The organism is Streptomyces sp. NPDC048277, from assembly GCF_040652235.1.
Taxonomy (GTDB): Bacteria; Actinomycetota; Actinomycetes; order Streptomycetales; family Streptomycetaceae; genus Streptomyces.
In genome coordinates this window covers 24,234-39,053 of the sequence record NZ_JBEZLQ010000008.1, presented here as the reverse complement: position 1 = coordinate 39,053, position 14,820 = coordinate 24,234, and the positions used below count along the sequence as shown (strand labels likewise).

The window sequence follows — 14,820 nt, the reverse complement described above, 5'->3', positions numbered from 1 at the left end:
TCAGTCGGTGGGCCGGTTGACGGTGTGGGTGTCCGCGAAGTCCCAGACCACGGGGAGGAGTTGTTCGGGGGTCTCGACCTGGGGCATGTGGCCGGTGCCGGGCAGCAGCTCGAAGCGGGCGCCGGGGATGGCCGCCGCGTAGGCCCGTCCGTAGTCGGCGTCGACGACCTGGTCGCTCTCGCCCCAGGCGACGAGGGCGGGCACCGTCGCCTTGGCCAGGCGCTCGCGCAGGGTGGGGTCGGCCATGTCGTCGGAGCCCGAGTAGATCCGCAGGGCGGCGCGGTTGCCGGCCATGACCGCGCGCTGCTCGTCGGAGAGCGCGCCCGGGTCGAAGCGGAACTTCGAGGGGTCGTGGAAGGAGAGCCGGGACAGCTCGACGGGCGTCAGCGGGAAGGTGTCGGCGACGGGGTGGCCGGGGACGTCGATTCCGACCGCGTTGACGAGGGTGACGCTGCTGATCCGGTCGCTGCCGAGCGCGGCGATCTCGGCGGTGATCCAGCCCCCGATGGAGTTGCCGACGACCGCGACGTCCTCCAGGCCGAGCACGTCGAGCAGCCGTATGTAGGCCTGGGCGAGAGTGGTGACGTCGGTCAGCCAGTCGGGGCGGGCGGTGCCGCCGAAGCCGGGGTGGACGGGGGCGAAGACCCTCGCCGGCCGCTGCGCGGAGAGGAGTGCGGCGAACGGGGCGACGGTCTGGGGGCCGCCACCGCCGTGCAGGAGCAGGAAGGGGCGCCCCTGGTCGCCGTGGCGGTCGACGGTGAGGTCGAGGTCGCCCTCGTCGAGGGAGACGGTGTGGGTGGTGCCGGTCATGGGGGTTCTCCTCAAGCGGGCCGTGCTGGACGGGGGTCGGGGGTCTCTGTGCGGTGGGGGCGACGCGATGGCGGCGGTCCTCACGCGAAGTCGGTGGCGGGGACCGTGGCGTAGTGGCTCATCACCTTGACCGTCGACTCCGGTGTCAGCTCCTGGCCGCCGGCGATCATGTCCCGCAGGTCGCGGAAGTACTGCACATACAGGTCGGGCGTGAAGGTGTTGAGGATCACCGCCGGTTCGTCCCCGGGATTGGCGAAGGTGTGCGGGGCGCCGGGCGGGATCATGGCGAGCGATCCGGCCGGGGCGACGTGGGTGGTGTCGCCGACGGTGAAGTGCACGGTGCCGGAGACGACGTAGAAGCCCTCGTCGTGCTGGGCGTGGCGGTGCTGGGGCGGGCCCTGGGTGTGCGGGGCGACGGTGATCTCGCCGATGCCGATGCGGTGGCCGGTGGTGCTGCCGTCCTCGAGGATGCGCATCCGCGTCGGGCCGAGGCGGATCGTCTCGCCGCCGTCGGGGCCGACGACGGAAACGTTGTTCACGTCCGTCTTCCCGCTGATGCCGTTCGTGTCGTTCGTGTCGCTCATCGCTGCACTGCCTCCTTCGCGTTCGTGAGAGTTCGCTCTCACGAGCTCTCGGGGACGAGACTAGGCAGTCCACTCTCGTTATGCAAGTGAACTCTTACGAAGAGGGCTCACAGTGATAAGCTGTCCCCGGACACAGAGGGGAGCGAGGACCTACCGATGGCGACGACGCAGACCGACACCGGCCGCACCAACCAGAAGAAGCGCACGCGTACGGCGATCGTGGCGGCCGCGCGCGACCTCATCGGCACGGGCGGCGAGGTGACCATGCCCCTGATCGCCCGTGCGGCGCTGGTCTCCGAGGCCACCGCCTACCGGTACTTCCCCGACCTGCCCTCGCTGATCAGCGAGGCCCTGGCAGGTGCCTGGCCGTCCCCCGCCGAAGCGCTCGCGCCGGTCGCGGACTCCACCGATCCCGTCGAACGCACCGCCTTCGCCTGCGAGTTCCTGCTGCGCGGCATACTCGCCCGCCAGGGATCGGTACGCGCGATGATCTCGGCCACCATCACCCGGCCCGCGGCGGTGTCCGAGCGCCCCGGGATCCGCTTCGGCCTGATCGACCACGCGCTCACTCCCCTGGAGGGCACGCTGGGGGCGACCGATCCGGACGCGTTCGCCCAGCTCAAGCGGGACCTCGCCGTGGTCGTCAGCGCGGAGGCGCTCTTCACGCTCACCGACCTGTGCGGGCTCGCCCCGGAAGACGCCGTCGCCAGCGCGGTACGCACCGCAACGACCTTGACGCAGGCCGCGGTTCGCGCCCTCGCGTAGCGGCTCGGCAGCACCCTTGCGCGGCCGGGCGCGCTCACTCCCGAGGGGTGGCGTCCCGAATCTCGATCTCGTCGCCCGTCTCGCGCACGGCGACCGTGTACGTCGTCGCGGGCCGGCCGGCGGTGAGGTCAGGGCTCAGGATGACGGCCTAGGGGTGGATCCTGGCACGGCGGGCGATGTGGTCCTGCACCGCGATCCGGACCAGTCGCTCGCGGGCGCCGATTCCCGGGGGCAGGGCGTAGAGGTCGCTCAGCGTGCCCGGCAGCCAGACGAGGGCGGATCGGGGCAGGGCATCGGAGGAGGAGCCCGGCGGGACAGTGGTGAGGCTTGTCCGCGGCGGCGCGTCGACGGGGATCGGGTCCGGCGGGACCATGGTGGGGGGCGGCACCCGATGGGGCGGTGGGGCTTGTCCCCGGCGCGGCGGCGGCGAGTGCCGTGGGCAGCACGGTGGTCGGGGGACATGGCATGCCTTCCGGGTCTGACTCGGTGTCTGGGGAGTGCTCAGACCCGGACGCGCAGTTCACGCAGGCCGCGCAGGCCCGTCCGCTCCCGCCACCGCGGCTCCGCGGCGAGTTCGGGGTGCGGGTGCCGTCGTAGCAGCGCCGTGAAGGCGACCGCCGCCTCCATCCGGGCGAGCGGTGCGCCGACGCAGAAGTGCGCGCCGCCGCTCAGCGCCAGGTGCCGGTTGTCACGGCGGGCGATGTCGAACCGGTCCGGGTCCGGGAACCGCTCCGGGTCCCGGTTGGCCGCGCCGAGGCTCAGCACGAGCCGGGCGCCGCGCGGCACGCGCACCCCGTGCAGGTCGAGGCCGGTCAGCGCGCGCCGTCCCACGGCCTGGGCGGGGCCGTCGTAGCGCAGCATCTCCTCGACCGCCGAGGGCACGAGAGACGGCCCGGACGAGCGCAGCAGCGCCAGTTGGTCGGGGTGGCGCAGCAGCGCGAGCATGCCGTTGGCGATCATGTTGGCGGTGGTCTCGTGCCCGGCGACCACCAACAGGGCGGCGGTGGAGAGGAGTTCGTCGGAGGTGAGCCGGTCGCCCTCGGTCCCGGCGCGGATCAGCCCGCTGAGGATGTCCTCGCCCGGCAATCGCCGGCGCTCGGCGACCAGGTCCCGGAAGTACGCCACGATCCGCCGTCGGCCGCGCAACCCCCGGGCCACCGTCTCGGGTGTGACGACGGGATCGACGAGGTGGGCCATGTCCTCCGACCAGTCGCGGACGTCGGCACGGTCGGCCTCGGGCACCCCGAGCATCTCGCAGATGACCTCCAGGGGCAGCGGGTACGCGAAGTCCTCGACGAAGTCCCCCTCCCCTGTCCCCCAGTTGTCCAGCAGCCGGTCGACGATCCGCTCGATCCGCTCGTGCAGATACGCGATGGAGCGCGGGGTGAACACCTTGTTCACGAGAGCGCGCAGCCGGGTGTGGCCGGGCGGGTCCATGAGGATCATGGACGGGGTGTCGCCGCCCGCCATGCGCTCGGTGTGCGTCTCGCCGTCGCCGTCGGAGGCGGTGTCGCCCCCGTTGTCCGCCCCGTTGTCCGCCCCGAGCCGGGGATCGCGCAGCAGTGCGTGCACGTCCGCGTACCGCGTGAGGAGGAAGAAGCCAGGCGGGTTCCAGTGGAGAGGGTCGGTCTCGCGGAGCGTGCGGTACAGCGGGTAGGGGTCGGCCTGGACGGCGGGGTCGGTGGGGTCGTAGTGCGGGACGGTGGGTGACTGAGTACCGGTCATCCGGCACGCTCCAGGCTGATCCGGGTGGCCTCGGCGACAGCCTTCAGGTGCGGCCGCATGAAGAGGGTGAAGTGGTTGCCGGTGACGGGGATGACGGACAGGTCGCCCAAGTCGACGGTGTCCCAGCCGTTCGGCGCGTCGAAGTGCATCGGGACGCGGTGGTCCTCGCGGGCCAGCGGCGCGAACCCGGCCTCGGGCTTGACCAGGACCACGGACAGGTCCGAGGGCAGCGGTTCGTAGAGGGCGAAGGCCCGCAGGCCCGCCTGGTAGGTGGCCACCAGATTGACGAGGTGGGTCTCGTACGACTCCGGGTCGCGGGCCCCGAGCGCGCGGGCGATCTGCTCGCCCTGCTCGTCGAGGGGCCTGGACCGGTCGATGCCGCAACTGCAGGCGTCCAGCGCCAGGCAGACCATGTGCCGCAGCGCCAGGAGTTCCTCCACGGCCCGGGGATCGTCGTCGGCGGGCGCGCCCAGGCCGGGCAGCGGTACGTAGGTGTCGTACAGGACGACCCGGTGGACCGGCTCGCCGCGTTCACGCAGCTGCCGTGCCGCCTCGTAGGCGATCATCCCGCCCAAGGAGTGGCCGCCGAGGAGGTACGGTCCGTGTGGCTGGACGCGCTGGATCTCGTCGGCGAAGAGGGCCGCGAGGTCCTCCAGGTCGTCGAGGGGCTCCTCCCTGCCGTCCAGGCCCGGGACCTCGAAGGCGTGACAGGCGCGGGCGTCGCCGAGCGCGCGGGCGAGCGCGGTCAGGTAGAGGGCTGATCCGCCGACGCCTCCGGCGCAGAAGAACGGGCGGGGCGAGTTCAGCGGGAGCAGGTGGCTGGGTGCCGGGGTGGGGCGGTCGGTGACGGGGGTCTCGGGTTCCGCGAGGAAGCGGGCTGCCGCGTCGATGGTGGGCACCTCCAGGAACAGGGTGTGGGGGATGCGGTATCCCAGCCAGTCGGAGAGCCGCGCCTGCAGGGCCGCGACGGACAGCGACTCCAGGGCGTACTCCTCCAGCGGCCGGGAGGTGTCCAACTCGGTTTCCGGCAGCCGCAGTTCGGCGGCGATGTGGGTGACCAGCCAGTCGCGTACGGCGGAGGCGGTGGGTCCGGCGGCGGACGTGGACGCCTGCTGCGCCGGGGCGGCGGCCGTGGTGCGGGCCGGGGCCGCGAAGTGCCGGCGGGCCAGCTCCTGGGCCTGGGCGACCACGCACTCGACCAGTTCGAAGGAGGGCAGACCGCCCGCGTAGTAGGTGTGGTGGCGGCCCTGCATCGCCTCGAAGCGGTCCAGGACACCGGCGCGCAGGTCCTCGCTGCCGAAGTACGGCATGAACGCCCACGCCCGGTGCAGGTGCACCTCCTTGAGCCGGCCGCCGAGGGCCGCGATGTCCTCCCGCAGCCGCTCGGGAACGTCCTCGGGGTCGCCGTAGGAGTAGAAGGTGTGGACGTCGCTGTCCGGGTAGCGGTGGTGGTAGGCGACGCAGTGGCCGGTGGCGGTACGGCTGTCGTTGTGCTGTTCGAGGAAGTGGAAGGCGGAGCCCGGCAGGCCGGCGGCGGTGGCGACGGTCGTGTGATAGGCGTTGCTCCTGATGCGGGCGGCGAGGGCGCGTTCCTCCTCGGTGGCGTCCAGGACGGGCAGCAGCCGGTCCAGCGCGACGGCGAGCACCAGGTCGTCGGCCTCGATCGACTCCGTGTCCGTGCGCACCCGTACGCCGCCCGCGTGCCGCTCGACCGCCTCGACCCGCACCCCGAGCCGCAGGTCCCGCAGTTCCTCGGCGGCCCGGCGCCACAGGGTGGCGAAGCCGCCCTTGACGGTGAACGCGCCCGGGTGGCCGAGGAGTTCGGGCTTGTTCCCCAACAGCCCGCTCATCTCGGCGTACTTGACGAAGTACAGCGCGGGCACGTCGTCGTCCGGGTAGCCGTAGCCGGCGGCCGTGCAGCCGGTGCCGAAGGACGCGGCCATGGACTCCAGGCCGTGTTCCGCGAGCCACTCCCGCACGGGGGCGGCGAGCGCCTTGGCGGAGTGTGCGAGTCCCGGTTCGCCGATGTGCGGGAACTCCCGCTCGCGCAGGGCCTGGTAGCGGCGGAAGGCGTCGGTGCGGAAGAAGGAGGTGTCCTGCGAGGCCGTGGTGCCCCACTCGACGTCGAGGATCCGGTACGGCGTCGTCTGCTCGGTCGCCACGCCCAGTTCGGTGGCCAGTTCGGCGACCCGTTCGTACTGGCTGGTGCAGATGTGGCCGCCGAGGTCGTAGGCGCGGCCGTCGATCTCCACGCTCTCGCACTTGCCGGCCACCGACTCCCGGGCCTCCAGGACGGTGACCCGGTGCCCGGCCCGCTCCAGTTCGCGGGCGACGGTCAGTCCGCTCGGCCCGGCGCCGATGACGACGACCCGGCGCTTGTCCGTGCGCGGCCTGCCGCTCCGGCGGATCGGTGTCAACAGCCGTGTCAGTTCGGCTGGTTGGCGTTCACCGAGGCGGGCGTGGGAGGCGGCCTGGTAGATCAGCGCCCGCAGGTGGTTGAGGGAGGCGGTGGTGTACGGCGAGCGGGCGAGGGCGATGCCGAGGTCGGGCGGGGCGAGGCCGGGGTCGAAGGCGGTCCGGTTGACCGTCCCGTCGTCGGCGAGGGTGTCCAGGCGCAGGTCGCCGAGGTCGAACCAGGGGCAGCTGTCCTCGGGCCAGGGGCGGGCCGGGTCGAGGGCGGTCGCGGTGGTGACCTGGGTGCCGTCCAGGGGGTGGAGCTGGGCCTGGAGGACGCTGCGGACTCCGGTGGTGCGCAGTCGGGTGCGCAACTCCTCGCGCAGGAAGCCGGGTTCGCGGGTGTCGCCGGGCGGTCGGGGTATCTCGTGCGGCGCGTCCGGCGGCCACCACAGGTCGCCGTGGTCGAAGTCGCCCCGCACCAGCGGTTCGCCGGCGGGGTGGACACGGAAGCGGATGAGCCACTGGCGGCCGTCGGCGGCGACGAATCCCTGCGGTACCTGGGAGTAGAAGTCGTAGGTGGCGTAGGAGCCCGCGATCCTGATGTTGTTCCAGATGACGGTCCGGACCTCGGGCTTCTCGGCGATGATGCCAGCCCGTTCCTCGGGGGTGCCGAAGCTGCGGCGGAAGGTCTCGGCGGTGGAGGCGAAGAAGGTGGGGCCGGTGTTGAAGGTGAGGTCGAACAGTCCGGTGTCGCCCGTCTCGTCGGCCAGCAGACGGAGGGTGAGGCCGCGGACGGTGGGCTTGACGTCGTCGGTGCCCACGGAGTTGCTGTAGCGGGCGAGGACGGGGAAGCGGCGGCCGGGGCGCAGGAAGCCGTGGGCGGGCAGTCGGGGGGCGTCGAGCAGGGTGAGGGTGCCGCGGGCCGCGGTGGAGGTGGCGTGGAAGAAGCGGTCCCGGCGGGTGTCGGAGGCCACGGTGAGCGCGGACATCTCGATCAGGACGCGCCGGAAGTCGTCGTCGACGTCGTACATCCGCGGGTCGCGGGGGCCGGTCGCGAGGATCAGGCCGTTGTCGGGGTTCATGAGGGTCCCTCGGTGAACTGGCTGGAGGTCTCGTTGCTCTGCACCGACACCAGGAGGGTGCCGGGCTCGCGGTCGATCTCGCCGCTGAGCAGGGCCGCCTTGGACACCCGGCGCCGTACCTTGCCGCTGGTGGTCTTGCGGACCAGGCCGGGCCGGCCGAGGACGACGGTGTGGCAGGACAGGTGGTGGTCGGCGTAGACGAACTTGCGGACGCTTGCGCAGATCTCGGCGGCGAGGTCGGCGTCCATCCGCTTGCGGCCGGTCTCGGCGAGGACGACCAGGCGTTCGGTGTCGTCGTCGCCCTGCACGTCCCCGGGGAAGGTGTCGTCCGGTCCGAGGGCGAAGGCCACGATGCCGCCGGGCCGTATGTCCCGGTGGCACTCCCGGACGCTGTCCTCGATGTCGGAGGGGTAGACGTTGCGGCCCCGGATGATGATCAGGTCCTTGATGCGGCCGGTCATGAAGAGCTGGCCCTCGTGCAGGAAGCCGAGGTCGCCGGTGCGCAGGTACTCGGTCGGGTCGTCGTCGCCGGTGACGGTGGCGTGGAAGAGCTCGCTGGTCGCCTCGGGGTGGTCCCAGTAGCCGGCGGCGGTGGTGGACGAGCGCACCCAGATCTCGCCGACCCGCGCGGGCGGGCACGGGGTGCCGGTCTCCGGGTCGACGATGCGGATGCGGTCCCCCGGCTTGCTGGAGAAGCCGCAGCCGTGGAACTCGACGTGGCGGCCGAGGCCGGGGGCGCCCTCCTCGACGGGTACGACGTCTCCCTGCGCCAGCGCCCGCTTGTCCAGCCGCAGTACGCCCTGGCCTCGGTTGGTGACGCTCGCGGTGTTCTCCGCGAGGCCGTAGGCGCCGTAGAAGACGTCGGGGCGGACCCTGGTGACGGCGAACGCGTCGAGGAAGGTGCGGATCGTGCGGGTGCGGATCGGTTCGGCGGCGGTGACGGCCATCTCCAGGGCGGAGAGGTCCCAGCCCGCGCGCATCTCGGGGGTGGTCTTGCGGACCGCCAGGTCGTAGGCGAAGTTGGGCGCCGAGGTGATGGTGGCCCGGACCCGGGACATGACGTCGAGCCAGATCGAGGGCCGTTGCAGGAAGGTGAGCGGCGACAGGATGTGGGTCGTCGAGTTGCCGACGGCGGTGCTGAGGATGACGTTGATCAGGCCCATGTCGTGGTACTGCGGGAGCCAGAACACGCCTCTGGTGTCGTCGTTCAGGCGCAGGTCGACCACGTTGGCGGCGATCTCGTGGATGAGGTTGCCGTGGGTGACCATGACGCCCTTGGGTGTGCCGGTGGAGCCGGAGGTGTACTGCAGGAACGCGGTCTCGGCCGGTTCGGCGGGCCGGTACCAGGCGTCGGGATCGCAGCCGGCCCGGCCCCCGCGGCCGGGGCGGCGGTCGGTCCGGTACCAGGGGATGCGGGGCCAGTGGTGCTCGGAGCGGCCGAGCAGCCGGCCGGCCGAGGCGGCCCGGCGGGTGCGGTCGAAGAGGCCGTTGGTGAGGGCGGCCCTGGCGCCGGAGCTCTCGACGATCGCGTTGAAGCCGGCCAGGTCCCGGGTGAGCCGGAACGGGTTCGGCGGGTAGACCGGCACCGGCAGCACGCCGGCCGCCAGGCAGCCCATGAAGGCCTTCACGAAGTCGAGCGAGGGTGGGTAGACCAGCACCGCGCGGTTGCCGGGGGCCAGCCCCCACCGGGGCAGGGAGCGGGCCACGCCGTCGACCGCCTCGGCGAGCTCCCCGGCGCGGAGCGTCTCGGCATCCTGTCCATTGTCGTCGACAAAGGTGAACAGAATCCTGTCCGGATCCTTTTCATAGAGATCCCGCAGGGCGGAGAGAAGTGAATTGCGCTGTGCGGTGACAAACGTCATTGGGCCGTCCTGTAAAGGGGAACACCAAAAGACTGATCACGCCGGCGAGAGGTCAGCCAGACGTTGTTGCACGCTCAAGAAGCTACGGGTGGTCCAGTCCATTGTCAACGGCGACCGGAACGACCGACTCCACCGCTTTGAACTGGTTTTTCATCGGCAATCCGGACATTGGGTGCACCCTCCATGGACATTCGGTCCGCCCTTTCCTGTGAGTCCCCCAAGAAAGGAGACGAGTTCTCCGAAGTGCAGCCGAACACCCCCTCGGGCGACACCGGACGACTTCTCTCGTATACGACTGTTAATTTTCAGGACTTTTCTTTCGCCGTTGATTCGGCACGAGTAAACAGCGGGTGACGATTCACCCGGCGGAGGTTTGTGCCGGCTCCGGACGCGCCGCACGCGACCCCGGTTCCCGTGGCCCGGTGTGGTTCCTCCCACTGCCCCGGGGCCGAACCGCGGCGGGCCGCGCCCCGTGTTGCCGTCATGTTCCGGCACACGGAAGCAGCCACGGAGAGGCGTACGGAAGCACGCTCGGAAGGTGACCACGACATGAAGGCTCTGCGTATCGTCCTGATGACCCACGGAACCCGCGGTGACGTCCAGCCGCTGGTCGCGCTCGGCCGGGAACTCGTCCGGCGCGGCCACGCGCCCGTGCTCGCCGTTCCGGCCGGCTTCGCCGCCATGGTGCGCGCCGCCGGTCTGCCGCTGGAGCAACTGCCGGTGGACTGGCGGGAGTTCCTGTCCCGCCCGACCCCGAACCGGAGCTGGGTGACCTCCGGCGACAGCGCGGAGTTCCTCGCCGGGCTGCGCACGGTGATGGCGGCCCACACCGCCGACATCGCCCGCACCCTGTACCGGACCTGCGAGGGCGCCGACCTGATCGTCTCCGGTTCCCTGACCGAGGACCTGGCGGCACTGATTGCCGAGGCCCGCCGGATCCCGCTGGCCCTGCTGCACCTGTTCCCGGTGCGGCCCAACCACGCGGTGCCGAACCCGTTCGTGACCAGCGAGGTGTCCGACGTGCCCGGCGCCAACTGGCAGACGCACGTGGACTACGAGCGTGCGTCCTGGCAGGTGCGCCGCGAGGGCGTCAACAAGCTGCGCGAGGCCTTCGGGCTGGCCCCGACGGATCTGTCCACCCCGCTGCGCGCCCGGATGCTCGGCGCCCTGGAGATCCAGGGCTACAGCAGGCTTCTGGTGCCCGGCGTCGAGTGGCCCTCGTACCGGCCGTTCGCGGGATGGCTGGAGATGGCGGGGCAGGACCGGGCGCTGGCCGTGGAACACGGCCTGGACCCCGGCCTGGAGAGCTGGCTGGACGCGGGGGAGGCACCCGCCTACTTCGGCTTCGGCAGCATGCCGGTGGGCGATCCGGCCCGCGTCCTCGCCACCATCGAGCGGGCCACCGGGGAACTGGGGCTGCGTGCGGTGGTGACCGCCGGATGGGCCGGACTGCCCGCCGACGCCGTCGGTGACCCGGCCCGGATCCGGGTGGTGGACAGCGCCGACCACAGCGCGCTGCTCCCCCGTTGCCGGCTCGCCGTGCACCACGGCGGCTCCGGGACCACCGGGTCGGTGATCCGGGCGGGCATACCCGCCCTGGTGGCCGCCGTGACGCTCGACCAGCCGATGTGGGGCGAACTGGTGCGACGGCGGGGCGTGGGGCTGCATCTGCCGCTGCACGGCCTGGACCCGGACGGTCTGCGCGACGCGCTGCGCCGGTTGCAGGAAGCCGCGCCGGTGAAGGCCGCACGGGACCTCGGCCGGGCGGTCCGCGCGGAGGGCGACGGGGTGGCCCGCGCCGCCGACCTGGCGCTCGCGTGCGCCCACCGCGGTCGCGAGCCGCGGGTACTGGCGCCGACGGGTGGGCCTCGTCGCACGGTTCAGGCGTGCTGACATCGCCGCGTGGGCGCGGCAACCGTGCGGCGGGGCGCGGCCGGCGGCGGGGTTCCCAGGGGTGCGGAGCACGAAAGCCGGCCGCGCAGGCGGGCTGCGCGGCCGGAGCCGGTCGTGGTCACGTCGTGCTGTGACGTGCGGTCAGAGCTTGAGGGAGACGTACTCCTTGCCCTGGTCGTTCTCCACCACGATCCTGGACACGTCGTCGATCGCCACGGCCGCCGAACCGTCGAGGTTGGCGCCCTTGTTCTGGTCCGCGACGACCCAGCTGCCGGCGATCTCGCGGCTGCCGTCCTTGGACTCCACGATGAGACGGCAGTGCTCGCCGACCGGGATACCGGCCACCGAGGCGTTCACCCGCACCCAGGAGGCGGCCGGGGTGACCCGGACCGTCATCCGGCTGCCGGTCGCGGCGCTGGTGCCGGAGGCGACCTTGGTGCCGACGGGCGGCGGGGTGGCGGGCGCCGAGATCGAGGACTGCGGCGGGTCGGCGACCTCGCCGGTGGTGCCGCCCATGTTCTTGCCGATCAGCACACCGCCGCCCAGGACGGCGGCAGCCGCCACGGCGGCCACCGCGGCCAGGACCGTGCGGTGCCGGCGGATCTCGCCGTCCCGTTCGTTGCGTGCCTGCCGGAGCGTGCGCTGGAGCAGCAGATCGCCGCCCTCCGGCGGACCGTCGAGGAACGCCTCCGGCGGCACCTCGCCGAGCGCCGCTTCCATCTCCCGCAATCCGTCCAGTTCCTCGCGGCATCTGTCGCACGACGCCACATGTTCGTCGACGGCCCGCACCTCGCGCTCATCGAGCGTGCCGAGGACGTAGGCGCCGAGCAGTGCGCTGTCGTGTTCCTTGATGCTCATGCCGCCACCTCCTTCAACGCGACGAGCTTCGCTGTCCCGGGTTCGTCTCTGTACAGGTCCCGCAGTTGTTTCAAGGCATAGTGTGATCGCGATTTGACGGTCCCGGGAGGTATTCCGAGAGACTCGGCGGCCTCGGCGACACTACGACCCTGGAAGTAGATCTCGTTGAGCACGTCCCGGTGGTCCGGGGAGAGCCGGTCGAGGGCCTCCATGACGAGCATCGAGTCCACCACGCCTTCCGCGTGGTCCTTCTCCACCGGGGTGGTGCCCACCGACTCGGCGACCTCCGTCGGCCGCGCGGCCTTGGCCCGGTACCGGTCCATGATGATGTTGCGGGCCACGGTGAGCAGCCAGCCACGGACCGAGCCCTTGCCGTTGACCAGGGTCTCCTGGTTCTTCCAGGCCCGGATCAGGGTCTCCTGGACCACGTCCTCCGCGGCGGCGTGGTCATTCGTGAGCCGCTTGGCGTAGGCGAGCAGGGCTCCGCCGTGTTCCTCGTACAAGGAGCGGATGAGCACCTCGTCGGTCGTTCTCTGTTTGTCCCGCGTGCGGGACCACAGCGCCGCCATCCACTTTCTCCCGTCCTCTCCTGGGCTGACGCGCACAACACGGATGGCAGCCGGAGGTGGTTCGATCCTGACCCGATCTGGGTACGAAAAATTTCCCGTGGACGTCGTCGCCGCCGGTCAGGACGCGCGGCAGTGCCGTCCGTCGTTGAGGCAGCCGACCAGCTGGGACATCTGACGGTCGGTCATGACGTCGATGAACATGCCGTGGTCGGTACGCGGATCACGTTTCTCCTCCGGGAAGGAGTCCACGGCGTACGGGACGCCGGGCGGCACGGTGTAGGCGAGGGTGACGCGCAGCTGCGGGATGGCGAAGGTGGCGTGCGGGCACACCCCGTCGGCCGTGGGGAACACCACATGGGTGCGGTGGTCGGGACTGTCGGTGGACAGCCCGTCCCAGCAACTGGGGAAGTCCAGGGTGCGGGTGGGACCGCTGCCCCGCGGGCACAGCGTGTAGTCCGTGGTGAAGCGGTCCCGGAAACCCGAACACCCCCACTGGGCACGGATGTTGGCGCCGTCCGTGTAGAGCGCGACCGGGTCGCCGGTGACCAGACGCAGGAACCGGGGCATGGCGACGACCTTGCTCACCGGGTTGCCGCGGAACTCGATCACCACCGAGGACGGCGTCAGGATCTGCCCCATGTTGTCGTCCAGGCCGCCGCCCACGGCGTGGACGTCGGTGCCCATGCGGTCGAGCCGGCGCAGCACGGGCCAGTAGTACGTGGAGCGGTCGCCGCCGACGCAGGTGGTGCGGGCCGCGGCCAGTTCCGAGTTGCTCGACAGGTAGGTGGTCGCCACATTGCCCACGTAGTCGTGGATGTGGTGGGCCGAGCCCCTGCCCCCGGGCGAGACCACGAGGTTGTCGGCGTTGCGATGGCCGTTCTCGTTACGGCCGCAGTCCTCGCTCCAGGTGCCGGTGGAGGCGTCCGGTTCGATGGCGGGGAGCGCGCTCCGGGGCACCGAGGCGATGCCGGTGTAGCGGTCGGCGGCGGGCGCGGTCTGCGCCACGGCCGGTTTGCCGGTGGCGATGAGACCGGCGCCCAGCACGGCCGACACACCGACGGCGGCGGGCAGGAGGATACGGACGAGACGGGCTCTTGAACGGAAGAGTCGAGTCCACACGCAAGCAGCGTCGCAGGGTTGTCCAGACCAATCAAGTTCAGTCTTGAAGCATGACGGAATCTGTACCCGCGTTCGCCCCGCCGTCAACTGCTGTTGAACGACGAGTCAGTTGAAGAGCTGGCCGCGGACCGCTCCGTCGGGGAACTCGGTGGTGTGCAGGTTGGAGTAGAAGCCGGTCGGGTTCCTCTTGATCTGCGTCAGCACCGAGGGGTCCTGGACGGCGGCGGTGCCGGAGATGGCGAAGATGTTCTGCGGGACCGGGGTGACGAAGAGCGGGATCTTCACATCGCCGTTGTGACCCGTCGTGCCCTGGTGGATGTGACCGGCCAGCGGGGCGCCGATGTTGACCCAGGCCAGGGAGTAGCCGACCCGGCCGTTCTCGGGGTACAGGAACGTGACGGCGTGACCGTCCGGGTCGCCGACCCGCTTCGGGTCGGCGGTGGGCACCTCCTGGCTGCCGTCGGCGAGCGCGCGCAGCTTGCCGCCGCGGATGATGCTGAGCGGGTTGACCGGCTTGGCCAGCGTTCGCAGCTGGCCCCGCACGGCGCCGCCCGGGAACTCCTTGGTGTGCAGGTTGACGTAGAAGTCGCCGGGGTCCGTGCGCAGTTGGCGGGCGAGCGTGGCGTCGGTCACCTGGGTCTGGCCGGCGGCGGACTGCACGGTGGACGGCATGTCCGTGGTGAACAGCCCGACCTTCACGTCTCCGTTGGTGCCGGCTGCGCCCTGGTGGATGTGGCCGAGGGTCGGCCGGTCGATGCCGTTCCAGGAGAGCGCGAAGGTGATGCGGTCGCCCTTCACCTTGACCAGCGCCACCGCCCTGCCGTCGGGATCCCCCACCGCGGGTCCGCCCTTGACGGGGACCTCCTGGTCGCCGGAGAGCTGGGCGATGAGGGAGACGGCGGGCTCGGTCGGCGACACGGCGGCGGTCGCGGCCTGGGCGCCGGAGCCGTGTCCGTCGTGGGCCAGGGCCGGGGACGCGGCGCACAGACCGGCGACGAGCACGGCCGCCGCCGCAGAGAGGGACAGCTTGCGCATTTCTTTTCTCCGTCCGAGATTCGGTCCGATGTGATGCCCGAATCACGGCCGGACGCGACGGGCGGTTCAATTCCGGGGACCGAATCGGGGAACTGAACCCGAAAGGCCCTCGGCACGTGTG

12 protein-coding genes are annotated in these 14,820 nt (G+C 71.5%); 2 read left to right on the top strand and 10 right to left on the bottom strand.

Going from position 1 to position 14,820, the window contains the following annotated elements; translation table 11 throughout:
- The gene (locus AB0D85_RS19030) at positions 1–810 is read right to left on the bottom strand and encodes an alpha/beta hydrolase (RefSeq protein ID WP_362321439.1); all 810 of its coding nucleotides are present in this window, start codon (positions 808–810) and stop codon (positions 1–3) included.
- 80 nt (positions 811–890) lie between these two features.
- Entirely contained in the window at positions 891–1,394 is a 504-nt protein-coding gene (locus tag AB0D85_RS19025) for a cupin domain-containing protein (protein WP_362321437.1), read from the bottom strand.
- Positions 1,395–1,550: 156 nt separating this feature from the next.
- Between AB0D85_RS19025 and AB0D85_RS19020 the strand changes: the two genes are divergently transcribed.
- Positions 1,551–2,159, top strand: a complete 609-nt coding sequence (locus tag AB0D85_RS19020) for a TetR/AcrR family transcriptional regulator (protein WP_362321435.1) — start codon at positions 1,551–1,553, stop codon at positions 2,157–2,159.
- Positions 2,160–2,307: 148 nt separating this feature from the next.
- On the opposite strand, the gene AB0D85_RS19015 is transcribed toward AB0D85_RS19020, so the two are convergent.
- From AB0D85_RS19015 to AB0D85_RS19000, 4 genes are all read right to left on the bottom strand, one after another.
- The gene (locus tag AB0D85_RS19015) at positions 2,308–2,532 is read right to left on the bottom strand and encodes a hypothetical protein (protein ID WP_362321433.1); all 225 of its coding nucleotides are present in this window, start codon (positions 2,530–2,532) and stop codon (positions 2,308–2,310) included.
- A gap of 128 nt (positions 2,533–2,660) precedes the next feature.
- Positions 2,661–3,884, bottom strand: a complete 1,224-nt coding sequence (locus tag AB0D85_RS19010; protein ID WP_362321431.1) for a cytochrome P450 — start codon at positions 3,882–3,884, stop codon at positions 2,661–2,663.
- Entirely contained in the window at positions 3,881–7,363 is a 3,483-nt protein-coding gene (locus tag AB0D85_RS19005; RefSeq protein WP_362321429.1) for an alpha/beta fold hydrolase, read from the bottom strand. The genes AB0D85_RS19010 and AB0D85_RS19005 overlap by 4 nt, the downstream gene beginning before the upstream one ends.
- Entirely contained in the window at positions 7,360–9,225 is a 1,866-nt protein-coding gene (locus AB0D85_RS19000; protein WP_362321427.1) for a fatty acyl-AMP ligase, read from the bottom strand. Before AB0D85_RS19000 ends, AB0D85_RS19005 begins: the two co-directional genes overlap by 4 nt.
- Before the next feature lie 549 nt (positions 9,226–9,774).
- Here AB0D85_RS19000 and AB0D85_RS18995 point away from each other — a divergent pair.
- A complete protein-coding gene (locus AB0D85_RS18995; protein WP_362321425.1) occupies positions 9,775–11,118 on the top strand; it encodes a glycosyltransferase in 1,344 nt (447 codons plus the stop codon).
- A gap of 141 nt (positions 11,119–11,259) precedes the next feature.
- On the opposite strand, the gene AB0D85_RS18990 is transcribed toward AB0D85_RS18995, so the two are convergent.
- From AB0D85_RS18990 to AB0D85_RS18975, 4 genes are all read right to left on the bottom strand, one after another.
- Positions 11,260–11,976 carry a zf-HC2 domain-containing protein gene (locus tag AB0D85_RS18990; RefSeq protein ID WP_362321423.1) on the bottom strand — a complete coding sequence of 239 codons (717 nt, stop codon included), beginning with the start codon at positions 11,974–11,976 and terminating at the stop codon, positions 11,260–11,262.
- Positions 11,973–12,545: a sigma-70 family RNA polymerase sigma factor gene (locus AB0D85_RS18985; RefSeq protein WP_362321421.1), complete on the bottom strand. Its 573-nt coding sequence runs from the start codon at positions 12,543–12,545 to the stop codon at positions 11,973–11,975. The genes AB0D85_RS18990 and AB0D85_RS18985 overlap by 4 nt, the downstream gene beginning before the upstream one ends.
- A gap of 117 nt (positions 12,546–12,662) precedes the next feature.
- Positions 12,663–13,664, bottom strand: coding sequence for a DUF1996 domain-containing protein (locus tag AB0D85_RS18980; protein WP_362321419.1), 1,002 nt, complete (start codon positions 13,662–13,664; stop codon positions 12,663–12,665).
- A 105-nt stretch (positions 13,665–13,769) separates the two neighbouring features.
- Positions 13,770–14,699: a CHRD domain-containing protein gene (locus AB0D85_RS18975; RefSeq protein WP_362321417.1), complete on the bottom strand. Its 930-nt coding sequence runs from the start codon at positions 14,697–14,699 to the stop codon at positions 13,770–13,772.
- Between the last annotated feature and the right edge of the window lie 121 nt (positions 14,700–14,820).

Excerpts from the sequence above, each read along its gene's own strand:
- AB0D85_RS18975 (WP_362321417.1), bottom strand. The coding sequence starts at position 14,699 with ATGCGCAAGCTGTCCCTCTCTGCGGCGGCGGCCGTGCTCGTCGCCGGT.
- AB0D85_RS18985 (WP_362321421.1), bottom strand. The coding sequence starts at position 12,545 with ATGGCGGCGCTGTGGTCCCGCACGCGGGACAAACAGAGAACGACCGAC.
- AB0D85_RS19020 (WP_362321435.1), top strand. The coding sequence starts at position 1,551 with ATGGCGACGACGCAGACCGACACCGGCCGCACCAACCAGAAGAAGCGC.
- AB0D85_RS19005 (WP_362321429.1), bottom strand. The coding sequence starts at position 7,363 with ATGAACCCCGACAACGGCCTGATCCTCGCGACCGGCCCCCGCGACCCG.
- AB0D85_RS18990 (WP_362321423.1), bottom strand. The coding sequence starts at position 11,976 with ATGAGCATCAAGGAACACGACAGCGCACTGCTCGGCGCCTACGTCCTC.
- AB0D85_RS19015 (WP_362321433.1), bottom strand. The coding sequence starts at position 2,532 with ATGGTCCCGCCGGACCCGATCCCCGTCGACGCGCCGCCGCGGACAAGC.
- AB0D85_RS19000 (WP_362321427.1), bottom strand. The coding sequence starts at position 9,225 with ATGACGTTTGTCACCGCACAGCGCAATTCACTTCTCTCCGCCCTGCGG.
- AB0D85_RS19010 (WP_362321431.1), bottom strand. The coding sequence starts at position 3,884 with ATGACCGGTACTCAGTCACCCACCGTCCCGCACTACGACCCCACCGAC.
- AB0D85_RS18995 (WP_362321425.1), top strand. The coding sequence starts at position 9,775 with ATGAAGGCTCTGCGTATCGTCCTGATGACCCACGGAACCCGCGGTGAC.
- AB0D85_RS19030 (WP_362321439.1), bottom strand. The coding sequence starts at position 810 with ATGACCGGCACCACCCACACCGTCTCCCTCGACGAGGGCGACCTCGAC.
- AB0D85_RS19025 (WP_362321437.1), bottom strand. The coding sequence starts at position 1,394 with ATGAGCGACACGAACGACACGAACGGCATCAGCGGGAAGACGGACGTG.